Genomic DNA, 16,352 nt, shown 5'->3' with positions numbered 1-16,352 from the left:
GCCGCCCGGCGGGCGCGGACGGGTCAGGCCGGCGAGGATTGCCGGCGGGGGTCGGGCCAGAACGAGGTCCCGGCGCGGGCAAGGCCACCGCCGAGCCCCGCGGGCGCTCCATCGGCCCGCCAGCAGGCCGCCCCCGTCATCGTGCCATCCTCCTCGAAGCCGACCGCGCACATGCCGCCGCCGACATGCGCCACCGGCCGCACCGGGTGGCCGCGGGCGGCGAGGGCTTCGCGGACGGGAGCCGGAATGCCGGCCTCGATCTCCGCCTCCTCGCCCCAGGTGAAGACGCGCGGCGCCTCGACCGCCTCCTGCAGGGACATGCCGTGATCGACGAGGTTGAGGACCGCCTGGAGGGCGCCGGCGGGGATCCTGTGCGCGCCGGGCAGCCCGAGGGCGAAGACCGGCCGGCCGGCGCGGCAGCCGATGAGGGCCGAGATGCCGCTGGTGATCCGCTTGCCGGGTGCCAGCGACAGGGCGTGGCCGGGATGCGGATCGAACAGGTACATGTAGTTGTTCGGCACGATCCCGGTCCCGGGAATCATGATCTTGGCGCCGAACAGGCTGTTGATCGTCTGGGTCGAGGTGACGATGGCGCCGTCTGCATCCGCCACGGTGACGTGGGTGGTGTTGGCGGATTCGTTCGTGCCGACGCCCGGCGCGTAGCGGCCGGCCCGTGCCGGGTCGATCTCCGGGCGGCGCAGGGCGGCGTAGTCCTTGGCGGTCAGCCGGGCCACCGGCACGTCGATGAAGGCCGGATCGGCGGTGGCGGCGCGCCGGTCGACGGCGGCGATCTTCAGGACCTCCAGCAGGAGGTGGAGCGTGTCCGGCGTGCCGAAGCCCAGGGCGGCAAGGTCGTAGGCCTCGAGCAGGTTCAGCATCTGCACGATGTGGACCCCGCCCGACGCCGGCGGTGCCGGGCCGATGATCTCGACGCCGCGATAGGTCCCCCGCACCGGCGCGCGCTCGACCGTACGGTAGGAGGCGAGGTCGCCGGGAGCCAGGAACGAGCCGGCGGCCCGGAGCGCCGCGCCGATCTCGGTGCCGAGGCTGCCGCCATAGAGCGCGTCCGGCCCCTCGCGGGCGAGGGTGGACAGGGTCTGGGCGTAGTCGCCTTGCACGAGGCGGGTCCCGGCCGCGAGCGGATCGCCGCCGGGCAGGAAGACCGTCGCGATCGCGGGGTCGCGCGCCAGGAGCGGCGCGTTCTCCGCCGTACAGGCGGCAAGGTAGGGCGTGACCGTGAAGCCGCGCCGCGCATGCCGGATCGCCGGCTCCATCACGTCGGCGAGCGGCAGGCGGCCGAAGCGGGCAAGCGCCTCGCACCAGCCCTTCAGGGTGCCCGGGACCGCCACCGCGGAGGCGCCCATGAAGTTGCGCCGCCCCCGCGTCTCCATGTAGTCCGGCCAGGCATCCGAGACCGGCTCGTAGGCGTCGGGCCGGGCGGCGGCCGGTGCGGTCGCGAGGCCGTCGATCGTCGTGGTCGTCCCGTCGGCGAGGCGGATCACCGCGACGCCGCCGCCGAAGATGCCGACCATCATCGGCTCGACCACGGTGAGGGCGAAGAGCGCCGAGACCGCGGCATCGACCGCGTTGCCGCCGCCGGCCAGCATCTCCAACGCCGCGGCGGAGGCGAGGGGGTGGTTCGTCACCGCCATGCCGCGCCGGGCCGTGACCGGGGTCTTCTCGCACGCGAAACGCGTGCCGGCCCGCGCCCGCCAATCGTCCTGCGCCATCAGTAGAGCCTCGTGCGGTAGCCTTCCTCCATCGTCCGTTCGGCCGCCTCGACCGTCACGGAGGCGGTCTGCTCGGCGATGATGCGGCCGAGCGTCGGGAAGGTGCTGCGCTCGACATGGAGCGAGGGGTCCCAGAGCTTCGATCGCATCAGCGCCTTGCCGCAATGGAAAAAGGTCTCCTCCACGTCGACGAGGAGGCCGACCGGCGGGACCTTGCCCTGGGCGGCGAGCGGCGCGAGCAGGTCCGCGTCGCGGGTAAGGCTGGCGCGGCCGTTGACCCGCAGGGTCTCGTTGATTCCCGGCACCATGAAGATCAGCCCGACGGCGGGATAGCGCAGGATGTTGGCGAAGGAGTCGACCCGCTTGTTGCCGAGCCGGTCCGGGATCAGGAGCGTGTGCGCATCGAGCACCGTCACGAAGCCCGGCGCATCCCCGCGCGGGCTCGCATCGGACCGCCCCTCGCCGTCGCTCGAGGCGAGCACCAGGAAGGGCGAGAGCGCGATGAAGTCCCGGCAGAAGGCGTCGAGAACGCCGAGGACCTTCTTTTCCGCCAGCGGGTTGATCGGCCCGTACTCTGCCCGCAGCTCGTCCTGCGTCCGGATCGGGGGCATCGGCCCGGATGTCTCGGTCATCGCGTCCCTCCGGTGATCGGCGCCACGCCGCACCAGCCGGCGACGAACAGCGCGACGGTGCGGGTGAGCTTGCGCAGCGACTCGACGTTCGCGCGCTCGTTGAAGGCGTGGGCGTTCTCGATCGTCGCGCCGTAGCAGAAGGCCGGGATGCCGTAATCGAGGCCGTAGAAGCGGGCATCGGTGAGCCCGGTGAACAGCGACTCCTCGAGCGGACCGCCCCAGCCGGCGCCGTGCGCCTCGGCGAGGACGGCCTCCGCCGCCTCGGCCCCCGTGACCTCGTAGCCCGGCGAGAGGAAGCCGGACCACACCACCTCCGGCGGGCTCTGGGCCAGGAAAGGGTGGTCCGCCGCGGCCCGCGCCACGCAGGCCGCGATCTCGCGCTGGCACTCGGCCACGCTCCAGCCGGGCAGGAGGCCGATGCGGCAATCGACGTCGCACCAGGCCGGCACGCTCGAGGCCCATTCGCCGCCGCGGATGATGCCGACATTGAGGTTGAGCGGGTGCGCCACCGCGCCGAAATGGCGGTGCCCCTTGGCCCGCTCGTTCCACTCCGCCTCGAGGCCTTCCAGCGCCTGGATCAGGTGATAGGCCGCCTTGATGGCGTTGAAGCCGACGGCCGCATGGGCTGCGTGGGCGGGCTCGCCCCGGACCTTGAGGCGAAACCAGATCACCCCGGTCTGCGCCCGCATCAGGCGCCCGCTCGTCGGCTCGACGATGAGGCAGGCCTCCGCCCGGTAGCCGCGCTGGAGCGTCGAGAGCGCGCCGAGCCCGGTGCTCTCCTCCTCGATCACCGACTGGACATGGATGCGGCCCTGCGGCGCGAGGCCGGCGGCCTTGAGCGCGTCGAGGGCGTACAGGGCCGCGATGGTGCCGGACTTCATGTCCCCGACGCCGCGGCCGTAGAGCCAGCCATCCTCCTCGACGGGCTGGAACGGCGGACGCGTCCACATGTCGAGCGGACCGGCGGGGACGACGTCGCAATGGCCCTGGAGGATGAGGGAGCGGCCGTGCGCCCTCTCCGGCCGGTAGGTCCCGACCACCGTGCGGGCACGGGAGAAGTCGGTCTCGACCGGGCCGAAGCCGGGCAGGTGGCGCAGCTCGTCCTGGTCGATGCGCCAGTCGTCGACGGCGTAGCCCCGCGCCCGCAGGAGGTCGGCCATCATGTCCTGGCACGGGCCCTCCTGGCCGCGGGTCGAGGGGATCGCCGAGAAGGCGATGGTGTCGGCGATCTGGCGCGCGAAGCCGGCATCCACCGCCGAAAAGAGCGCATCGCGCTCGGCCTCGGTCAGCGTCGTGCGGATAGGCGTCTCGTCTGTCATGCCACCTCCGGCGCGACGGGCTCGCGCGTGAAACCAGGATCCTCGAAGAAGCGCCGCCCCGGGATCGCGTCGAGGAGGGCGCGGGTATAGGCCTGGCGCGGCGCCGAGAAGACCTCGCGCGTCGCCCCCTCCTCGACGATCCGGCCCTTCTGCAGCACGATCACCCGGTCGGCGATCTCGGCGGCGATGCGCAGGTCGTGGGTGATGAAGATCATCGCCAGACGCATCTCGCGGCGCAGCTCGGCCAGCAGCGCCAGCACCTGGGCCTGGACCGAGACGTCGAGCGCCGACACCGCCTCGTCGGCGATCAGCACCGCCGGCCGCAGCGCCAGCGCCCGGGCGATGCAGATGCGCTGGCGCTGCCCGCCGGAGAACTCGTGCGGATAGCGCTCCGCCGCCGCCGCCGACAGGCCGACGCGCTCCAGGAGCGCGCGGGCGGCGGCCTTCGCCTCGCGGCGCGGGGTGCCGAAGGCCATCGGCCCGCGGGCGACCGCATCGCCGACCTTCTGGCGCGGGTCGAGGCTGGCGAAGGGATCCTGAAACACGATCTGGAGCCCGCGCCGGGCCTGGCGCAGGGCCTCGCCGCGCAGCGAGCGCAGGTCCTCGCCCCCGAGGCGGATCGCGCCGCCGTCGGGCTCGGTCAGACGCATGATCATCCGCCCGAGGGTCGACTTGCCCGATCCGGACTCGCCGACGACCGCGAGGGTCTCGCCCTGGTGCAGGCTGAGGGAGAGGCCGTCCGCGGCGACCACGTGGCGCGGCGGCTGGAACCAGCCCTGGCGCACCGTGAAGGTCTTGCGCAGGTCCTCGACGGCGAGGACCGGCGCTCCCTCCGGCCGCGGAGCCGGCGGGCGCAGCCGTGCGCGGGGCACCGCGTCGATCAGGGCGCGGGTGTAGGGATCGCGGGGCCGGCGCAGGACCGCCTCCGCACTCCCGGTCTCGACCACGCGCCCGCCCCGCAGCACCACGACCCGGTCGGCCACGTCGGCGACGACGCCGAAATCGTGGGTGATGAGGAGCACGCCCATGCCGCGCTCGCGCCTGAGATCGTCGATCAGCCGCAGGATCTGCGCCTGGGTCGTCACGTCGAGGGCCGTCGTCGGCTCGTCGGCGACGAGGAGGGCGGGGCGGTTCGCCATCGCCATGGCGATCATCACCCGCTGGCGCTGGCCGCCGGAGAGCTCGAACGGGTAGCTGCGGGCGAGAAGCTCCGGCGTCGGCAGGCCGACCTGGGCGAGCAGGCCCTCGACATGGCGCCGCATCGCGTCGCGCGGCAGGCCGCCCTGGTGGGTGCGGATCGTCTCGGCGACCTGGGCGCCGACACGCTTCAGCGGGTTGAGCGAGGACAGCGGCTCCTGGAAGATCATCCCGGCCTCGCCGCCGCGAAAGGCCCGCAGGTCCGCGCCGCGGAGCCGCGCGACATCGCGCCCGTTGACCGCGACCGCGCCGCCGGCGACGCGCACCCCGGACGGCAGCAGGGAGAGGATCGCGTGCGCGATCATCGACTTGCCGGACCCCGACTCGCCGACGAGGCAGACCACCTCGTTGCGGTGGATCGCGAAGGACACGTCCTCCACCGCGTGCGGGCGGTCGCCGCCCCGCGGCAGCGCGATGGTGAGCCCGTCGACGGCGAGCACGGGAGCGTCGGGCCCGGGCGTCGTCGGCCCGGATGTCCTGGTTCCGGGTGTCCTGGTTCCGGGGAGCTCGTTTCCGGGGGGCTCGTTTCCGCGGGGCTCGTTTCCGCGGGGCTCGTTTCCGCGGGGCTCGTTTCCGCGGGGCTTGGCGTCGGTCATGGTCGTCATCCCCGGCGCCGCGCGATGCGCGGGTTGAGCACGTCGCTCAGGCCTTCGCCGAACAGGTTGATGGCGAGCACGGTGAGGAGGATCGCCAGGCCCGGAAACACGCTCGCCCACCACGCCTGGCGGATCGAGCTGCGGGCCGAGCCGACCATGAAGCCCCAGGACATCATGTTGGGATCGCCGAGGCCGAGGAAGGACAGGGCGCTCTCGATGAGGATCGCGCTCGCCACGGTGAGCGAGGCCGTGACCAGGATCGGCGAGACCGCGTTCGGCAGCACGTGCCCGAACACCACCCGCGCCGTGCGCTCCCCCTGGCAGATCGCGGCCTCGACGAATTCCCGGCGGCGCAGGCGCAGGAACTCGGCCCGGGTGAGCCGCGCCAGCGGCGGCCAGGACACCGCCCCGATGGTGGCGACGATGGTGGCGAGCGAGGGCGTGAAGGTCGCCACGAGCAGGATCGCCAGCACGAAGGCGGGGATCGTCTGGAACAGCTCGGTCATGCGCATCAGCGCTGCGTCGAGACCGCCGCCGGCATAGCCCGCCAGCGCCCCGACCGTGACCCCGATGACGAGCGCCGCCAGGGCCGAGGCGACCCCGATGAGGAGCGAGACCCGGGCCCCGTGGGCGATGCCCGCCGCGACGTCGCGCCCGAGAGTGTCGGCCCCGAGCCACATCCCGTCCTCGCCGGGCGGGGCGAAGGGCATCGCCACCATCTCCCAGGGGGATTCGGGGTAGAGGAGGGGGGCGCAGGCCGCAACGGCCAGCACCGCCAGGATGAGCACGAGCCCGGCCATGCCGCTCGGGTGGCGCAGGAAAGCCTTGAGCGCGTCCATCTCAGGCGCTCCGTGCCCGCATGCGCGGATCGATGAGCCGGTAGGCCAGATCCGTCGCGAGGTTGAACAGGATGACGATGACCGACAGGATGAGGAAGACGCCGAGCATCACCGGATAGTCGCGCTGGAGCAGCGCGTCGAAGGTGAGCCGGCCGAGCCCCGGCCAGGCGAACACCGTCTCGACCACGACCGCGCCGCCGACGAGGGCGCCGGCCTGCATGCCCGCCACCGTGACCACCGGCACGAGGGCGTTGCGCAGCATGTGCCCGACGACGATCTGGGTGGCCGTGAGGCCCTTGGCGCGGGCGGTCTTCACGAAGTCCTGCTGTGCCACCTCGATGATCGCGGCGCGCATCAGCCGGGCGTAGATCGCGAGGTAGATCGCCCCGAGGGACGCGGCCGGCATCGCGAGGTAGGTCAGGAGGTCGAGGGCCTGGCGCCAGGGGCCGAGCCGGGCGTTGATCGTGCCGTAGCCGAAGGGCGGCAGCCAATCGAGCCAGACCGAGAAGACCAGGACCAGCATCAGCCCGAGCCAGAACACCGGCATGGCGTAGAGCACGAGCGACACGACCGTGAAGGCGGTGTCGGCGGCGCTGCCCGCCGCGAGGCCGGCCATCACGCCGAGGGTCGAGCCGAGGAGGAGCGCGAGGGCGAAGGCCGTGACCGTGAGGAGCAGGGTGGCGGGCAGGCGCTCGCGGATCAGGTCGAGGACCGGCCGGCGCTGCTGCGTCGAGGTGCCGAGATCGAGGGTCATCACCCGGCCGAGATGGCGCGCGAGCTGCACCGCGTAGGGTTGGTCGAGGCCGTACTCGGCGCGCAGGTCGGCCAGCAGCTTGGCGTCCGCGCCGCCCGACTGCCCGGCCATGACCTGCGCCGGGTCGCCGGGGGCCGCCCGCACGAGCGCGAAGTTGAAGGTCGCGATCACCAGGACCACGGCCACGAGCCGGACGATCCAGGCACCGGCGGCGAGCCCGATCCCGGCGGCGCGCCTCATCCCGGTCACGACTTCGTCACCGCGCCGAAGGTCTCGTGCGACCCGATCGCCGTCGTCACGACGTTCTTGAACGCCTTGTCGTAGATGATCGGGAATTCGATTTCCAGCGTCCAGGCGACAGGCACGTCCTCGACCAGGATCTGCTGGACCTTGGTGTAGAGCTCCTGACGCTTCTTCTCGTCGATGGCGCTCGCCGCGGCGTCGAACAGCCGGTCCACCTCGGGGTTCGAGTATCCTTGCGTGTTCGAGAACAGGATGCCCTTGACGATGTTCGAGGTCACGTAGGTGCGCGAGACCCCGAGCGCCGGATCGCCGAGCTGGTAGAGCAGGTTCATCGTCATCTGGTAGTCCCAGTTCCCGACCCGGGACGCCCATCCGGCCATGTCGGTCGCTTCGAGCACGAGGTCGATGCCGACGCGGGCGAAGGACTGGCGGTAGAATTCCGCCGAGCGCTGGTAGGATTCGCCGTAGGGCGGCACCAGGAACTTGATCTCGACCCGCTTGCCGCCGGCGCCGGGCTTGAGGCCCATCTCGTCGAGGAGCGCCTTGGCCTTGTCGAGGCTGTACTCGTACTTGCGCACGTTCGCGTCGTAGAACTTCGTCCTCGAGGCGACCGGCCCGGTCGCGACCTTCGCCTGCCCGAAATAGACGCGCTTCGCCAGGGCCTCGCGGTCGAGGGCGTGCATCACCGCCTGCCGGAAGCGCCGGTCGTTCATGGGCGCGACGCGGTTGTTCATCTCGATCCATTGCAGCGGCGCGAAGTACTCGTAGCCCGTCGTGGTGACGGCGAGGTTCGGCCGGGCCTTGAGACGGGCGATGTCGTAGAACTCGACGTCGGACCATTGCGCGAGCTGCACCGTGCCGTTCTCGAGGGCGAGGGTGCGCGAGGCCGCATCGGGGATGACCCGGTAGATGATCTCGTCGAGATGCGGCTCGTCCTTCCGATAGTAGCCGTCATGGCGCACGAGGTGGACGTGTGAGCCGCGCACCCATTCCTTGAGCTTGAACGGGCCGGTCCCGATGGCCCTGTCGTTCAGCGGGTTCTTGCGGAAGTCCGTCCCCTCGTAGACGTGCTTCGGGACGATCGGCGCCGTGGTGCAGTCGAAGGAGCCGAGGAACGGGGCGAAGGGCTCCTTCAGCGTGAAGACCACGGTCAGGGGATCGGGCGCCTCGGCCTTTGCCACCCGGCGGAAGGTGTTGCGGGCCCGCGGATGGGTCTCCATCAGCAGGGTCATGCAGGAGAAGACCACGTCCTGCGCCGTCATCGGCGTGCCATCGTGGAAGGTGATGCCGGGAAACAGCCGGAAGGTGTAGGTGAGCCCGTCCGGCGCGATCTCCCAGGACTGCGCCATGCCGGGCAGCGGCGTCAGGTCGGGGGCATACTTGAGCAGGCTCTCGTAGATCTTGCCGCCGAGGGTCAGCGTCGGCTGCTGCTGGTTCAGGGCGGTGACGAGGACCGGCGGCTCGGGCTGGATGATGACGTTGAGCGTGCCGCCGCGGGCCTGCGCCGCCGCCCGTCCCGCGCCGAGCGGCAGGGACGCGGCGCCGGCGAGCAATCCCCCGGTGAACTGGCGGCGATCCATCCCGACCTCTCCCGATCCGTGAGCGACCGTGAGAGGCTAGCCGAGCCGGACGCGGCCCGCCGTCGCGTCCGGGCCGCCGAGTATCGCGATCGGGCCAGCCGATGGGCTCTCGGGGCGGTCGGGCATGGTATGCAGGTTGCCTCCCTCCGGCCCGGTCGGTCGCCCGTCCCGATCGATCGCCCGTCCAAGGAGCGCAGGATGAGGAAGCCGTTCCCGCTCGAGGCCGAGCGGCGCGAGACGACCCCGCAGGGCCGCAGGGCCGCCGACCCGCGGGCGGCCCGCGCGCTCTCGGCCACCCTGCAGGCCGTGCCGCGCCGGGTGAGCGGGATGGGGGCGTTCTACCCCGATACCAGCACCAGCACCCGGCACGCCCATGCGCGGGGGCAGTTCATTCTCGGCATCGCCGGCGTCACCGCGATGCTGACCGACGAGGGCTGCTTCGTCGTCCCCCCGGATCACGGGCTGTGGATCCCGCCGGGCGTGACCCACCAGTCTCGCTCCTGGGCCGACGTCGAGGTCCAGACGCTCTATGTCGAGGCCGACGCGATGCCGGACGGCCACGGCGCCTGCCGTCCGATGCGCACGACGCCGCTCCTGCGGGCGCTGCTCGCCGAGGTGCTGGCGATGCCGGTCCTCTACGACGAGCACGGACGGGAGGGCCGGCTCGTCGACCTGCTGCTCGCGGAGATCGGCCGGATGCCCGCCTCCTCGCTGCACGTCGTGGTCCCGCGCGACGACCGTCTCGGCCGGATCTGCGAGAGCGTCCTGTCCCGTGCCGGCGAGACCCGGACCCTGGACGAGTGGGCGGCCCTCACCGGCCTGAGCCGCCGGACGATTACGCGCCTGTTCCGCCGCGAGACCGGGATGAGCTTCGCGGCCTGGCAGCAGCGGGTCCGGCTGATGGAGGCGCTCGCGCGCCTGGGCGGCGGCGCCTCCGTCACCAGCGTCGCCCTCGACGTCGGCTACGACAGCCCGAGCGCCTTCACGGCGATGTTCAAGCGGGTGCTCGGTACCTGCCCGCGGGCCTACCTCGACTGGACCTGAGCGGCGGGCTGCGCGAGGGCGTGGCGCGACAAGGCCTCCCGCAGGAGGGCGGCGGTCCCGGGCCGCCGCGCCAGGCAGCGCGAGGTCGGCCCCGCGACGACGATCGAGAGCCGGCGGTCGCCGAGGGGAAGCGGGATGGCGACGCCGGCGAGGTCGGCGATGTACTCGGAGTCGCTCTGGTGGTAGCCGCGCGCCTCCGCGTCCCGCAGCGCGCGCTCCACGATCTCGACGGCCATCGGCGTCGTGTCGGAGAAGCGCTCGAACGCGATCCGGCGGTAGATCGCCTCGCGGGAGGCCGCGGGATACTGGGCGAGGATCGCCCGCCCGGCGGAGCTGGCATGGACCGGCACCCGGTCGCCGACCCGGGCGTGGTAGCGCACCTGATGCCGGGATTCCGCCACGGCGAGGAACAGGGCGTGGATGCCGGTCAGGGTGCCGACCGCCGTGGTCTCGCCGGTGGCGGCTGCCACCTCGGCCACGAGGTCGTCGACGACGGGCGGCAGCGGCTCGGCCTCCGCCACGGACAGGGCGAGCGTAAGCCAGCGCGGGGTGGGATAATATCCCGCCCGCGGGCGCGGCTCGTAGAGGTACCCCTTCTCGACGATCGTCCCGACGAGGTTGAACGTGCTCGAGCGCGGCCAGCCGAGATCGTCCGAGATCTCGGCGAGGGTGGCCGGACGCCGCCGCTCGGCGAAATACTCCATCAGTTCGAGAACGTTGGCCGCCTGCTTGACCTGCATCTGTCCCGTCGCCCCGTGCCGGGGCGGGGCTCGGCCGCCGCCCTGGTTATGGCTGCGCAACCTAACGGCCGGCGCTTCGAGGCACCACACGCATCACCTCTCCCTTCCTCGCACGGCGCTTGACATATTCATAATCAGGAATGAAAAATTCCTGCATAAGAATTCAGAGGGCCGCGATGATCGGCGCCGCGAGCGGAGCGCCGCGATGGGCCGGCTTTCCGCAGGGAGGAATGCATGCCGCTTCGCCGTACCCTCGGGACGCTCACCCTCGTCGCCGCGACTGTGCTCGCCGCGACGATGCTGTCTCCGGCCGCCCAGGCGCAGGTCCCGGTCAAGATCGGGGTCCTCGCCGACATGTCCGGGATCTTCTCGGATATCGGCGGCGCCGGGGCCGCCGAGGCGACCCGGATGGCCGTCGAGGATTTCGCCAGGCTGCCGGAGGCGAAGGGCCTGACGATCGAGGTCGTCGCGGCCGATGCGCAGAACAAGCCCGACGTCTCGAGCACCATCGCGCGCAAGTGGTTCGACTCGGACGGCGTGGACGCCGTCGTCGACATGCCGACGAGCGCGATCTCGCTCGCGCTCGCGCCGCTCGTTCGGGAGAAGAACAAGGTCGCGCTGTTCACCGCGTCCGGCTCCTCGGACCTGACCGGGCGGTCGTGCACGCCGAACTCCGTGCACTGGACCTACGACACCTGGGCGCTCGCCCACGGGACCGCCGAGGCGATCACGAAGGCCGGCGGCCAATCCTGGTACTTCATCACCGCCGATTTCGCCCTCGGCCACGCGCTCGAGCGCGACGCCAGCGCCGTGGTGAAGGCCGAGGGCGGCCGGGTGGCCGGGACCGTGCGCCACCCGACCGACGCCAAGGACTTCTCGTCCTTCCTGCTCCAGGCCCAGGCCTCGCAGGCGCAGGTGATCGGCCTGACCAATGCCGGCGGCGACACGATCAACGCCATCAAGCAGGCGGCGGAGTTCGGCATCGTCCAGAGCGGACAGCAGCTCGCCGGCATGCTCCTGTTCCTGTCGGACATCCATTCGCTGGGCCTGCGGACCGCGCAGGGCCTGCGCCTGACGACCGGGTTCTACTGGGACCTCAACCCGGCGACCCGGGCCTTCGGCGCGCGCTTCGCCGCGCGCAACAACGGCCGCTACCCCACCATGAACCAGGCCGGCGCCTATTCCGCCACCCTGGCCTTCCTCAGGGCCGTCGCGAAGGTCGGGTCGGCCAAGGACGGCGCGGCCGTGGTGAGGGCGATGCGCGAGGCGGGGACCTTCGACGACCCGCTCTTCGGCAAGACGCGCCTGCGCGAGGACGGCCGCGTGCTGCACGACATGATGCTCGTCGAGGTGAAGACGCCGGACGAGTCGAAGAAGCCCTACGATTACTACAAGGTGCTCGCCACCATCCCGGGGCCGGAGGCCTTCCGGCCCCTGAAGGACGGCGGCTGCCCGTTCGTCCGGTAGCCGGTCGGGCCTCATCGGCGGGGATGTCGCGCGCCCCGTTTCCGACGCGCGGCGACGACACGGCAGGGATCGACGGACATGCGTCTGGCAGACAAGCTCGTGGTGGTGACGGCGGCGGCCTCGGGAATGGGGCGCGCCGGCGTGGAGCTCTTCCTGCGGGAGGGCGCGCGGGTCGCCGCGATCGACGTCAACGCGGCCGGGCTCGCGCAGCTTTCCGCCGACATGACGGCGCGGGGCTACGCCGTCGCGACGGTGCAGGCCGACCTCTCGCAGCCGGCGGCGATGCGCGGCTCGATCCACGAGGCAGCGGCGGCCCTCGGCGGCATCGACGTGCTCTGGGCCCATGCCGGCATCCCCGGGCCCGGCGGCATCGAGAACCTCGACCTCCCGGCCTACCAGCTCGCCATCGACCTCAACGTGACCGCGGCGGCGCTCGCCGCCGGCGAGGTGATCGGCCACATGCGCCGGCGCGGTGGCGGGTCGATCGTGTTCACCGCCTCGGTCTCGGGCCTCGTCGGCTCGATGTGGAGCCCGATCTACTCCGCCGCCAAGTTCGCGGTGGTCGGGCTGACGAAGTCGCTCGCCCAGACCTTCGCGCCCGACAACGTGCGGGTGAACGTCGTCTGTCCCGGCCTCGCCGAGACCCCGATGAAGCTCGGGTTCACCGGGCGCTCGGGTGCTCCGGCCGAGGCCGCCGCCGCCGAGGCCCGGATGGTCGCCGCCGTGCCGATGGGCCGCCTGTGCCGGCCGGAGGAGGCCGCCCACGCGGTGCTGTGGCTGGCGTCGGACGACGCGTCCTACGTGACGGGGGTGGCCCTGCCCGTCGACGGCGGCTTCACGGCGCGCTGAGGACCGGGCCACGGAGAGGGTGAAGGGGGGAGGTGCGCCATGCCGGGTCCGCTCGCAGGCATCAGGGTCGTCGATGTGAGCACGGTCGTCGCCGGGCCCTTCGCGACGCAGGTTCTCGCCGAGATGGGCGCCGATGTCCTCAAGGTCGAGGGACCGGCCGGCGACATCCTGCGTGCGCCCGGGCCGGCCCGCTCGCCCGGGATGGGCGCGGCGTTCCTCAATTGCAACCGCGGCAAGCGAGGCCTCGTCCTCGACCTCAAGCAGCCGGCGGACCGCGCCCGGCTCGACGAGCTCGTCCGGGACGCCGACATCCTGGTCCACAACATGCGCATGAAGGCGGCCGGCCGGCTCGGGCTCGATGACGCACGGATGCGCACGCTCAATCCGGGCCTCATCACCTGCGCCATCGTCGGCTTCGGGCAGGACGGGCCCTACCGGGACCGCCCGGCCTACGACGACATCATCCAGGCGGCCTGCGGCTGGGCCGATCTCGAACGGCGGGCCTCGGGCGAGCCCCGCTACGCACCGACCATCGCGGCCGACAAGACGACGTCGCTCTACGTCACCACCGCGATCGCCGCCGCCCTGTTCCATCGCGCCTGTACGGGGGAGGGGCAGGCGATCGAGGTGCCGATGTTCGAGTCCATGGTCTCGTTCCTCGCCGTCGAGCACCTGGCCGGCCTCACCTTCCGGCCGCCCCTCGGTCCGTCCGGCTATGCCCGGCTCCTCTCGCGGCATCGCCGGCCCTACCGCACCCGCGACGGCTACATCGCGGTCCTGCCCTACAACGCGAACCATTGGCGCGACGTCTTCCGGGTCGCCGGCCGGGACGCGTGGGCGCAGGACGAGGCCCTCGGGTCCGACGTCGCCCGCGCCGCGATGATCGACACCCTCTACGAGCGTCTCGCCGCCTGCCTCGCACAGGACACGACGGAGGGGTGGCTCGCGCGTCTGGCGCCCCTCGACGTGCCCTGTTCGCGGGTCAACCGCATCGAGGACCTGCTGGACGATCCCCACCTCGTCGCGACCGGCTTCTTCGAGGCGGTCGACCATCCGACGGAGGGACCGCTGATCGGAACGCGGCCGCCCGTCCGCTTCTCGCGGACGCCGTGCGGCGCGACGCGTCACGCGCCGCCTCTGGAACCGGGTACGCCGTAAGGGGGGGCGGCGGCCTCGTGCGGCCGCGGTGTGCGGGGGCATCGCGCATATCCCGCAGGGGGAGAGCGGCGTCCGGCCCGGCAAGAATGTCGGCGGCTGTCGCCATCGCGGACGCCCCGTCCGCGCCCGCCTTGAGGGCCGTGTTAACCACGACCCGTCATCCTGCGCATGGGCCTCGTTGCGTACCGGCCCCCGCCCCGCCGCGCCACCAGGCCGGCGGGGCTCGTCGTGTCAGGGACCGGCTCGCCCCGCTCCCGGCATCGGCGCAGGGCCTCTGCCCGCCGGACGCTCTCGCGGCGTCCTCCGGAAGGGCAGCCGGACCGACGTCACCCGCCGAGGGGCTGAGGACGGCGGGTGACGATCAGGTCAGATCGTGATCCGGCCGGTCAGCAGGAGCACCACCAGGATGATGAGCAGGATGCCGCCGATGCCGAGACCGCCGCTGCGGTAGCGTCCGCCACCATAGAAGCTGCCGCCGCCACCGAAGAGCAGGATGAGCAGGATGAGGACGATCAGGAGGGTCATGGGCAGCAGTCCTAACAGCCAAGCTGGCAGGCAGGAGGAATGCCGACCGCGCTCTTTTGTTCCGCGTGGGCGCGGTCTTCCGCCGCCCTGCCGCTCCGCGGCGCAGGCGCCGGCCTTCTTCGGCCCGCCGCGGCGGACCGGTGCGGACGTTTGCATGCGAAGGGCGGGCCGAACGTCGGCCGGGGCGGCTACGGTCCTGCCGGCGTCCTGGTCCTGACAGAGGCCCGCAGCTGGGCCGGGGTCACCCCCAGCGCCTTGCGGAAGGCGCGGGTGAAGTTCGCCTGGGACGAGAATCCGGCCGCGGCGGCGATCTCGGCGATCTGCGTATCCTCGGTCAGCAAGCGGCGCCTGGCCTGGTCGAGGCGGCATCCGCTCACGTAGTCGTAGGGCGTTCGCCCCGTTGCGGCGCGGAAGCTGCGGGTGAAATGGGCGACGCTCATGCAGGCGACGGCCGCCAGATCGGAGACCGCGAAATCATCGGACAGGTGCGCCGCGATGAACTCTTCGACCCGTTCGAGGCGGCGGCGGTCGAGCGGCTTGTCGGCACTGTCGTGGGGCCGGATCGTCCCCGCGGCATAGCGGTGGACGAGGTGGGCCGCGAGCGCGACGCCGAGCGTTTCCACCAGGAGCCGCCCGGCCGCGCTCGGGTTCTCCATCTCCTGCAGGACCCGGCCCGCGACGTGGTCGATGAAGGGGTCCTGCGCGATGACGTCGTAACGTAACTCCAACCGGGCGGGATCGACGTCGAGATCGCGCAGCATCGTCTCCTCGAAGGGACGCGCCGGCAGGAAGATGTGGAGGCAGTCGACCATCGGGTCGGAGATGTTGATGTATTCCTCCTCGATGCCGGCCGGGCAGACCCAGACCGTGCCGCGGCGCCCGTGGGTCCGCTGGCGCTGTCCGCTGCCGATGCGGTCGACGAAGGAGCGGCCGCGCAGGAGGATGGCGATCTCGGTGTCCCGGGGGGTGAGGGCGGGGAGTTCGCCGGGCATGTGGCTCCAGCGTTCGGCGTGGAGATGCGACCAGCCCAGGCCGTTCGAGGTGTCGAGCAGGCGGCCGCAAGCGGCGGCGCTGCATGTTCCGCTTCGGCCTGGAGCCGGCTTCGCTCGCGGGGGAGGGCAGGGTGGAGCGCATCCATCTGCGCCGGTCCGGCCAAGACTCGGGACGGGAGGAGACAGTCGCGCTCGATTGCGGGTTCGTCGTCGCGAGTATCGGACGGCGGACCTCGCCGATGGCTGAGGTTCCCTACGACGCCGAAGCGGGGGTTCACGCGAATGTCGGGGGCCGCGTCCAGTCGGAGGGCAGGCCGGTGCCGAGGCTCTATGCCTGCGGCTGGAGCAAGCGCGGCCCGCGCGGCACGATCGGGACGAACCGGGCCTGCGGCGTCGAAACCGCGGCGGCCGTCCTCGCCGATCTCGCGACCCTGCCGGCGCCGTCCGGGGATGCCGAGGCCTTGCTGAACCGCCTCGCGCTGACGAGGGGGCAGCCCCTCGACTACGCCGCCTGGCGCCGGATCGACGCGGCCGAGCGGAGCCGCGGCCAGGCTGCCGGCAAGCCGCGGGAGAAATTCGTTAAGATCGGCGAGATGCTCGCCGCTGCCCGAGAAGCGGCCTGAGATGATGCCACGAGCGGCGGGCCAGAGCTGCCGCCTCCGCGACCGCTTCGGACGCCGCAAGATC

At 72.2% G+C, this 16,352-nt stretch carries 15 protein-coding genes and 1 pseudogene; 6 read left to right on the top strand and 10 right to left on the bottom strand.

Translation table 11 applies throughout. From position 1 onward, the window contains the following. Positions 1-23 precede the first annotated feature (23 nt). Genes ggt through FF100_RS14745 form a run of 4 tightly spaced genes read right to left on the bottom strand, consistent with a single transcriptional unit; the run spans position 24 to position 5,318 of the window. Positions 24-1,730 carry a gamma-glutamyltransferase gene (ggt, locus tag FF100_RS14760; protein ID WP_246102083.1) on the bottom strand — a complete coding sequence of 569 codons (1,707 nt, stop codon included), beginning with the start codon at positions 1,728-1,730 and terminating at the stop codon, positions 24-26. After that, positions 1,730-2,362, bottom strand: coding sequence for a pyridoxamine 5'-phosphate oxidase family protein (locus FF100_RS14755; protein ID WP_205824888.1), 633 nt, complete (start codon positions 2,360-2,362; stop codon positions 1,730-1,732). The genes ggt and FF100_RS14755 overlap by 1 nt, the downstream gene beginning before the upstream one ends. Then, positions 2,359-3,681, bottom strand: coding sequence for an ArgE/DapE family deacylase (locus FF100_RS14750; protein ID WP_139036447.1), 1,323 nt, complete (start codon positions 3,679-3,681; stop codon positions 2,359-2,361). Before FF100_RS14750 ends, FF100_RS14755 begins: the two co-directional genes overlap by 4 nt. Continuing rightward, complete coding sequence (locus tag FF100_RS14745; RefSeq protein ID WP_246102082.1) at positions 3,678-5,318, bottom strand: dipeptide ABC transporter ATP-binding protein; 1,641 nt, start codon at positions 5,316-5,318, stop codon at positions 3,678-3,680. Before FF100_RS14745 ends, FF100_RS14750 begins: the two co-directional genes overlap by 4 nt. Positions 5,319-5,350: 32 nt before the next feature. Between FF100_RS14745 and FF100_RS38625 the strand changes: the two are divergent. Then, positions 5,351-5,419: pseudogene (locus FF100_RS38625) on the top strand (hypothetical protein); the annotation flags it as partial. Between the two features lie 60 nt (positions 5,420-5,479). Here the strand turns inward: FF100_RS38625 and FF100_RS14740 are convergent. Genes FF100_RS14740 through FF100_RS14730 form a run of 3 tightly spaced genes read right to left on the bottom strand, consistent with a single transcriptional unit; the run spans position 5,480 to position 8,890 of the window. Continuing rightward, a complete protein-coding gene (locus FF100_RS14740; RefSeq protein ID WP_139036445.1) occupies positions 5,480-6,313 on the bottom strand; it encodes an ABC transporter permease in 834 nt (277 codons plus the stop codon). Between the two features lies 1 nt (position 6,314). Continuing rightward, complete coding sequence (locus tag FF100_RS14735) at positions 6,315-7,307, bottom strand: ABC transporter permease (protein ID WP_171070186.1); 993 nt, start codon at positions 7,305-7,307, stop codon at positions 6,315-6,317. A 5-nt stretch (positions 7,308-7,312) separates the two neighbouring features. Next, on the bottom strand, positions 7,313-8,890 hold the full coding sequence (locus FF100_RS14730; RefSeq protein WP_139036443.1) for an ABC transporter substrate-binding protein: 1,578 nt from the start codon (positions 8,888-8,890) through the stop codon (positions 7,313-7,315). 198 nt (positions 8,891-9,088) lie between these two features. On the opposite strand from FF100_RS14730, the gene FF100_RS14725 reads away from it, so the two are divergent. After that, positions 9,089-9,934 (top strand): AraC family transcriptional regulator, encoded by an 846-nt coding sequence (locus tag FF100_RS14725; RefSeq protein WP_139036442.1) that lies wholly within the window; start codon positions 9,089-9,091, stop codon positions 9,932-9,934. On the opposite strand, the gene FF100_RS14720 is transcribed toward FF100_RS14725, so the two are convergent. After that, positions 9,916-10,674 (bottom strand): IclR family transcriptional regulator, encoded by a 759-nt coding sequence (locus FF100_RS14720; protein WP_139036441.1) that lies wholly within the window; start codon positions 10,672-10,674, stop codon positions 9,916-9,918. The two genes, FF100_RS14725 and FF100_RS14720, sit on opposite strands and share 19 nt — an antisense overlap. A 234-nt stretch (positions 10,675-10,908) precedes the next feature. On the opposite strand from FF100_RS14720, the gene FF100_RS14715 reads away from it, so the two are divergent. From FF100_RS14715 to FF100_RS14705, 3 genes are all read left to right on the top strand, one after another. After that, positions 10,909-12,141 carry an ABC transporter substrate-binding protein gene (locus tag FF100_RS14715; RefSeq protein ID WP_139036440.1) on the top strand — a complete coding sequence of 411 codons (1,233 nt, stop codon included), beginning with the start codon at positions 10,909-10,911 and terminating at the stop codon, positions 12,139-12,141. 78 nt (positions 12,142-12,219) lie between these two features. Next, positions 12,220-12,990, top strand: coding sequence for an SDR family NAD(P)-dependent oxidoreductase (locus FF100_RS14710; RefSeq protein ID WP_139036439.1), 771 nt, complete (start codon positions 12,220-12,222; stop codon positions 12,988-12,990). A 39-nt stretch (positions 12,991-13,029) separates the two neighbouring features. Continuing rightward, positions 13,030-14,148 carry a CaiB/BaiF CoA transferase family protein gene (locus FF100_RS14705; protein ID WP_139036438.1) on the top strand — a complete coding sequence of 373 codons (1,119 nt, stop codon included), beginning with the start codon at positions 13,030-13,032 and terminating at the stop codon, positions 14,146-14,148. Positions 14,149-14,514: 366 nt separating this feature from the next. Here the strand turns inward: FF100_RS14705 and FF100_RS14700 are convergent, their stop codons facing one another. Together FF100_RS14700 and FF100_RS14695 are read right to left on the bottom strand one after the other, a co-directional pair. Beyond that, complete coding sequence (locus tag FF100_RS14700; protein WP_139036437.1) at positions 14,515-14,673, bottom strand: DUF3309 family protein; 159 nt, start codon at positions 14,671-14,673, stop codon at positions 14,515-14,517. Positions 14,674-14,861: 188 nt separating this feature from the next. After that, on the bottom strand, positions 14,862-15,665 hold the full coding sequence (locus FF100_RS14695) for a helix-turn-helix domain-containing protein (RefSeq protein WP_139036436.1): 804 nt from the start codon (positions 15,663-15,665) through the stop codon (positions 14,862-14,864). Between the two features lie 239 nt (positions 15,666-15,904). On the opposite strand from FF100_RS14695, the gene FF100_RS14690 reads away from it, so the two are divergent. Further along, positions 15,905-16,288: a ferredoxin--NADP reductase domain-containing protein gene (locus FF100_RS14690; RefSeq protein WP_139036435.1), complete on the top strand. Its 384-nt coding sequence runs from the start codon at positions 15,905-15,907 to the stop codon at positions 16,286-16,288. The last annotated feature ends 64 nt before the right edge of the window (positions 16,289-16,352 follow it).

The sequence above is a fragment of the Methylobacterium terricola genome (assembly GCF_006151805.1).
GTDB classification, from domain to species: domain Bacteria; phylum Pseudomonadota; class Alphaproteobacteria; order Rhizobiales; family Beijerinckiaceae; genus Methylobacterium; species Methylobacterium terricola.
This window is presented reverse-complemented; position numbering and strand designations above follow the sequence as displayed.

What these genes read in the sequence shown, in the direction of transcription:
- FF100_RS14755 (WP_205824888.1), bottom strand. Translation starts at nt 2,362, where the DNA reads ATGACCGAGACATCCGGGCCGATGCCCCCGATCCGGACGCAGGACGAG.
- ggt (WP_246102083.1), bottom strand. Translation starts at nt 1,730, where the DNA reads ATGGCGCAGGACGATTGGCGGGCGCGGGCCGGCACGCGTTTCGCGTGC.
- FF100_RS14705 (WP_139036438.1), top strand. Translation starts at nt 13,030, where the DNA reads ATGCCGGGTCCGCTCGCAGGCATCAGGGTCGTCGATGTGAGCACGGTC.
- FF100_RS14715 (WP_139036440.1), top strand. Translation starts at nt 10,909, where the DNA reads ATGCCGCTTCGCCGTACCCTCGGGACGCTCACCCTCGTCGCCGCGACT.
- FF100_RS14690 (WP_139036435.1), top strand. Translation starts at nt 15,905, where the DNA reads ATGGCTGAGGTTCCCTACGACGCCGAAGCGGGGGTTCACGCGAATGTC.
- FF100_RS14740 (WP_139036445.1), bottom strand. Translation starts at nt 6,313, where the DNA reads ATGGACGCGCTCAAGGCTTTCCTGCGCCACCCGAGCGGCATGGCCGGG.
- FF100_RS14750 (WP_139036447.1), bottom strand. Translation starts at nt 3,681, where the DNA reads ATGACAGACGAGACGCCTATCCGCACGACGCTGACCGAGGCCGAGCGC.
- FF100_RS14700 (WP_139036437.1), bottom strand. Translation starts at nt 14,673, where the DNA reads ATGACCCTCCTGATCGTCCTCATCCTGCTCATCCTGCTCTTCGGTGGC.
- FF100_RS14695 (WP_139036436.1), bottom strand. Translation starts at nt 15,665, where the DNA reads ATGCCCGGCGAACTCCCCGCCCTCACCCCCCGGGACACCGAGATCGCC.
- FF100_RS14725 (WP_139036442.1), top strand. Translation starts at nt 9,089, where the DNA reads ATGAGGAAGCCGTTCCCGCTCGAGGCCGAGCGGCGCGAGACGACCCCG.
- FF100_RS14720 (WP_139036441.1), bottom strand. Translation starts at nt 10,674, where the DNA reads ATGCAGGTCAAGCAGGCGGCCAACGTTCTCGAACTGATGGAGTATTTC.
- FF100_RS14735 (WP_171070186.1), bottom strand. Translation starts at nt 7,307, where the DNA reads ATGAGGCGCGCCGCCGGGATCGGGCTCGCCGCCGGTGCCTGGATCGTC.
- FF100_RS14710 (WP_139036439.1), top strand. Translation starts at nt 12,220, where the DNA reads ATGCGTCTGGCAGACAAGCTCGTGGTGGTGACGGCGGCGGCCTCGGGA.
- FF100_RS14730 (WP_139036443.1), bottom strand. Translation starts at nt 8,890, where the DNA reads ATGGATCGCCGCCAGTTCACCGGGGGATTGCTCGCCGGCGCCGCGTCC.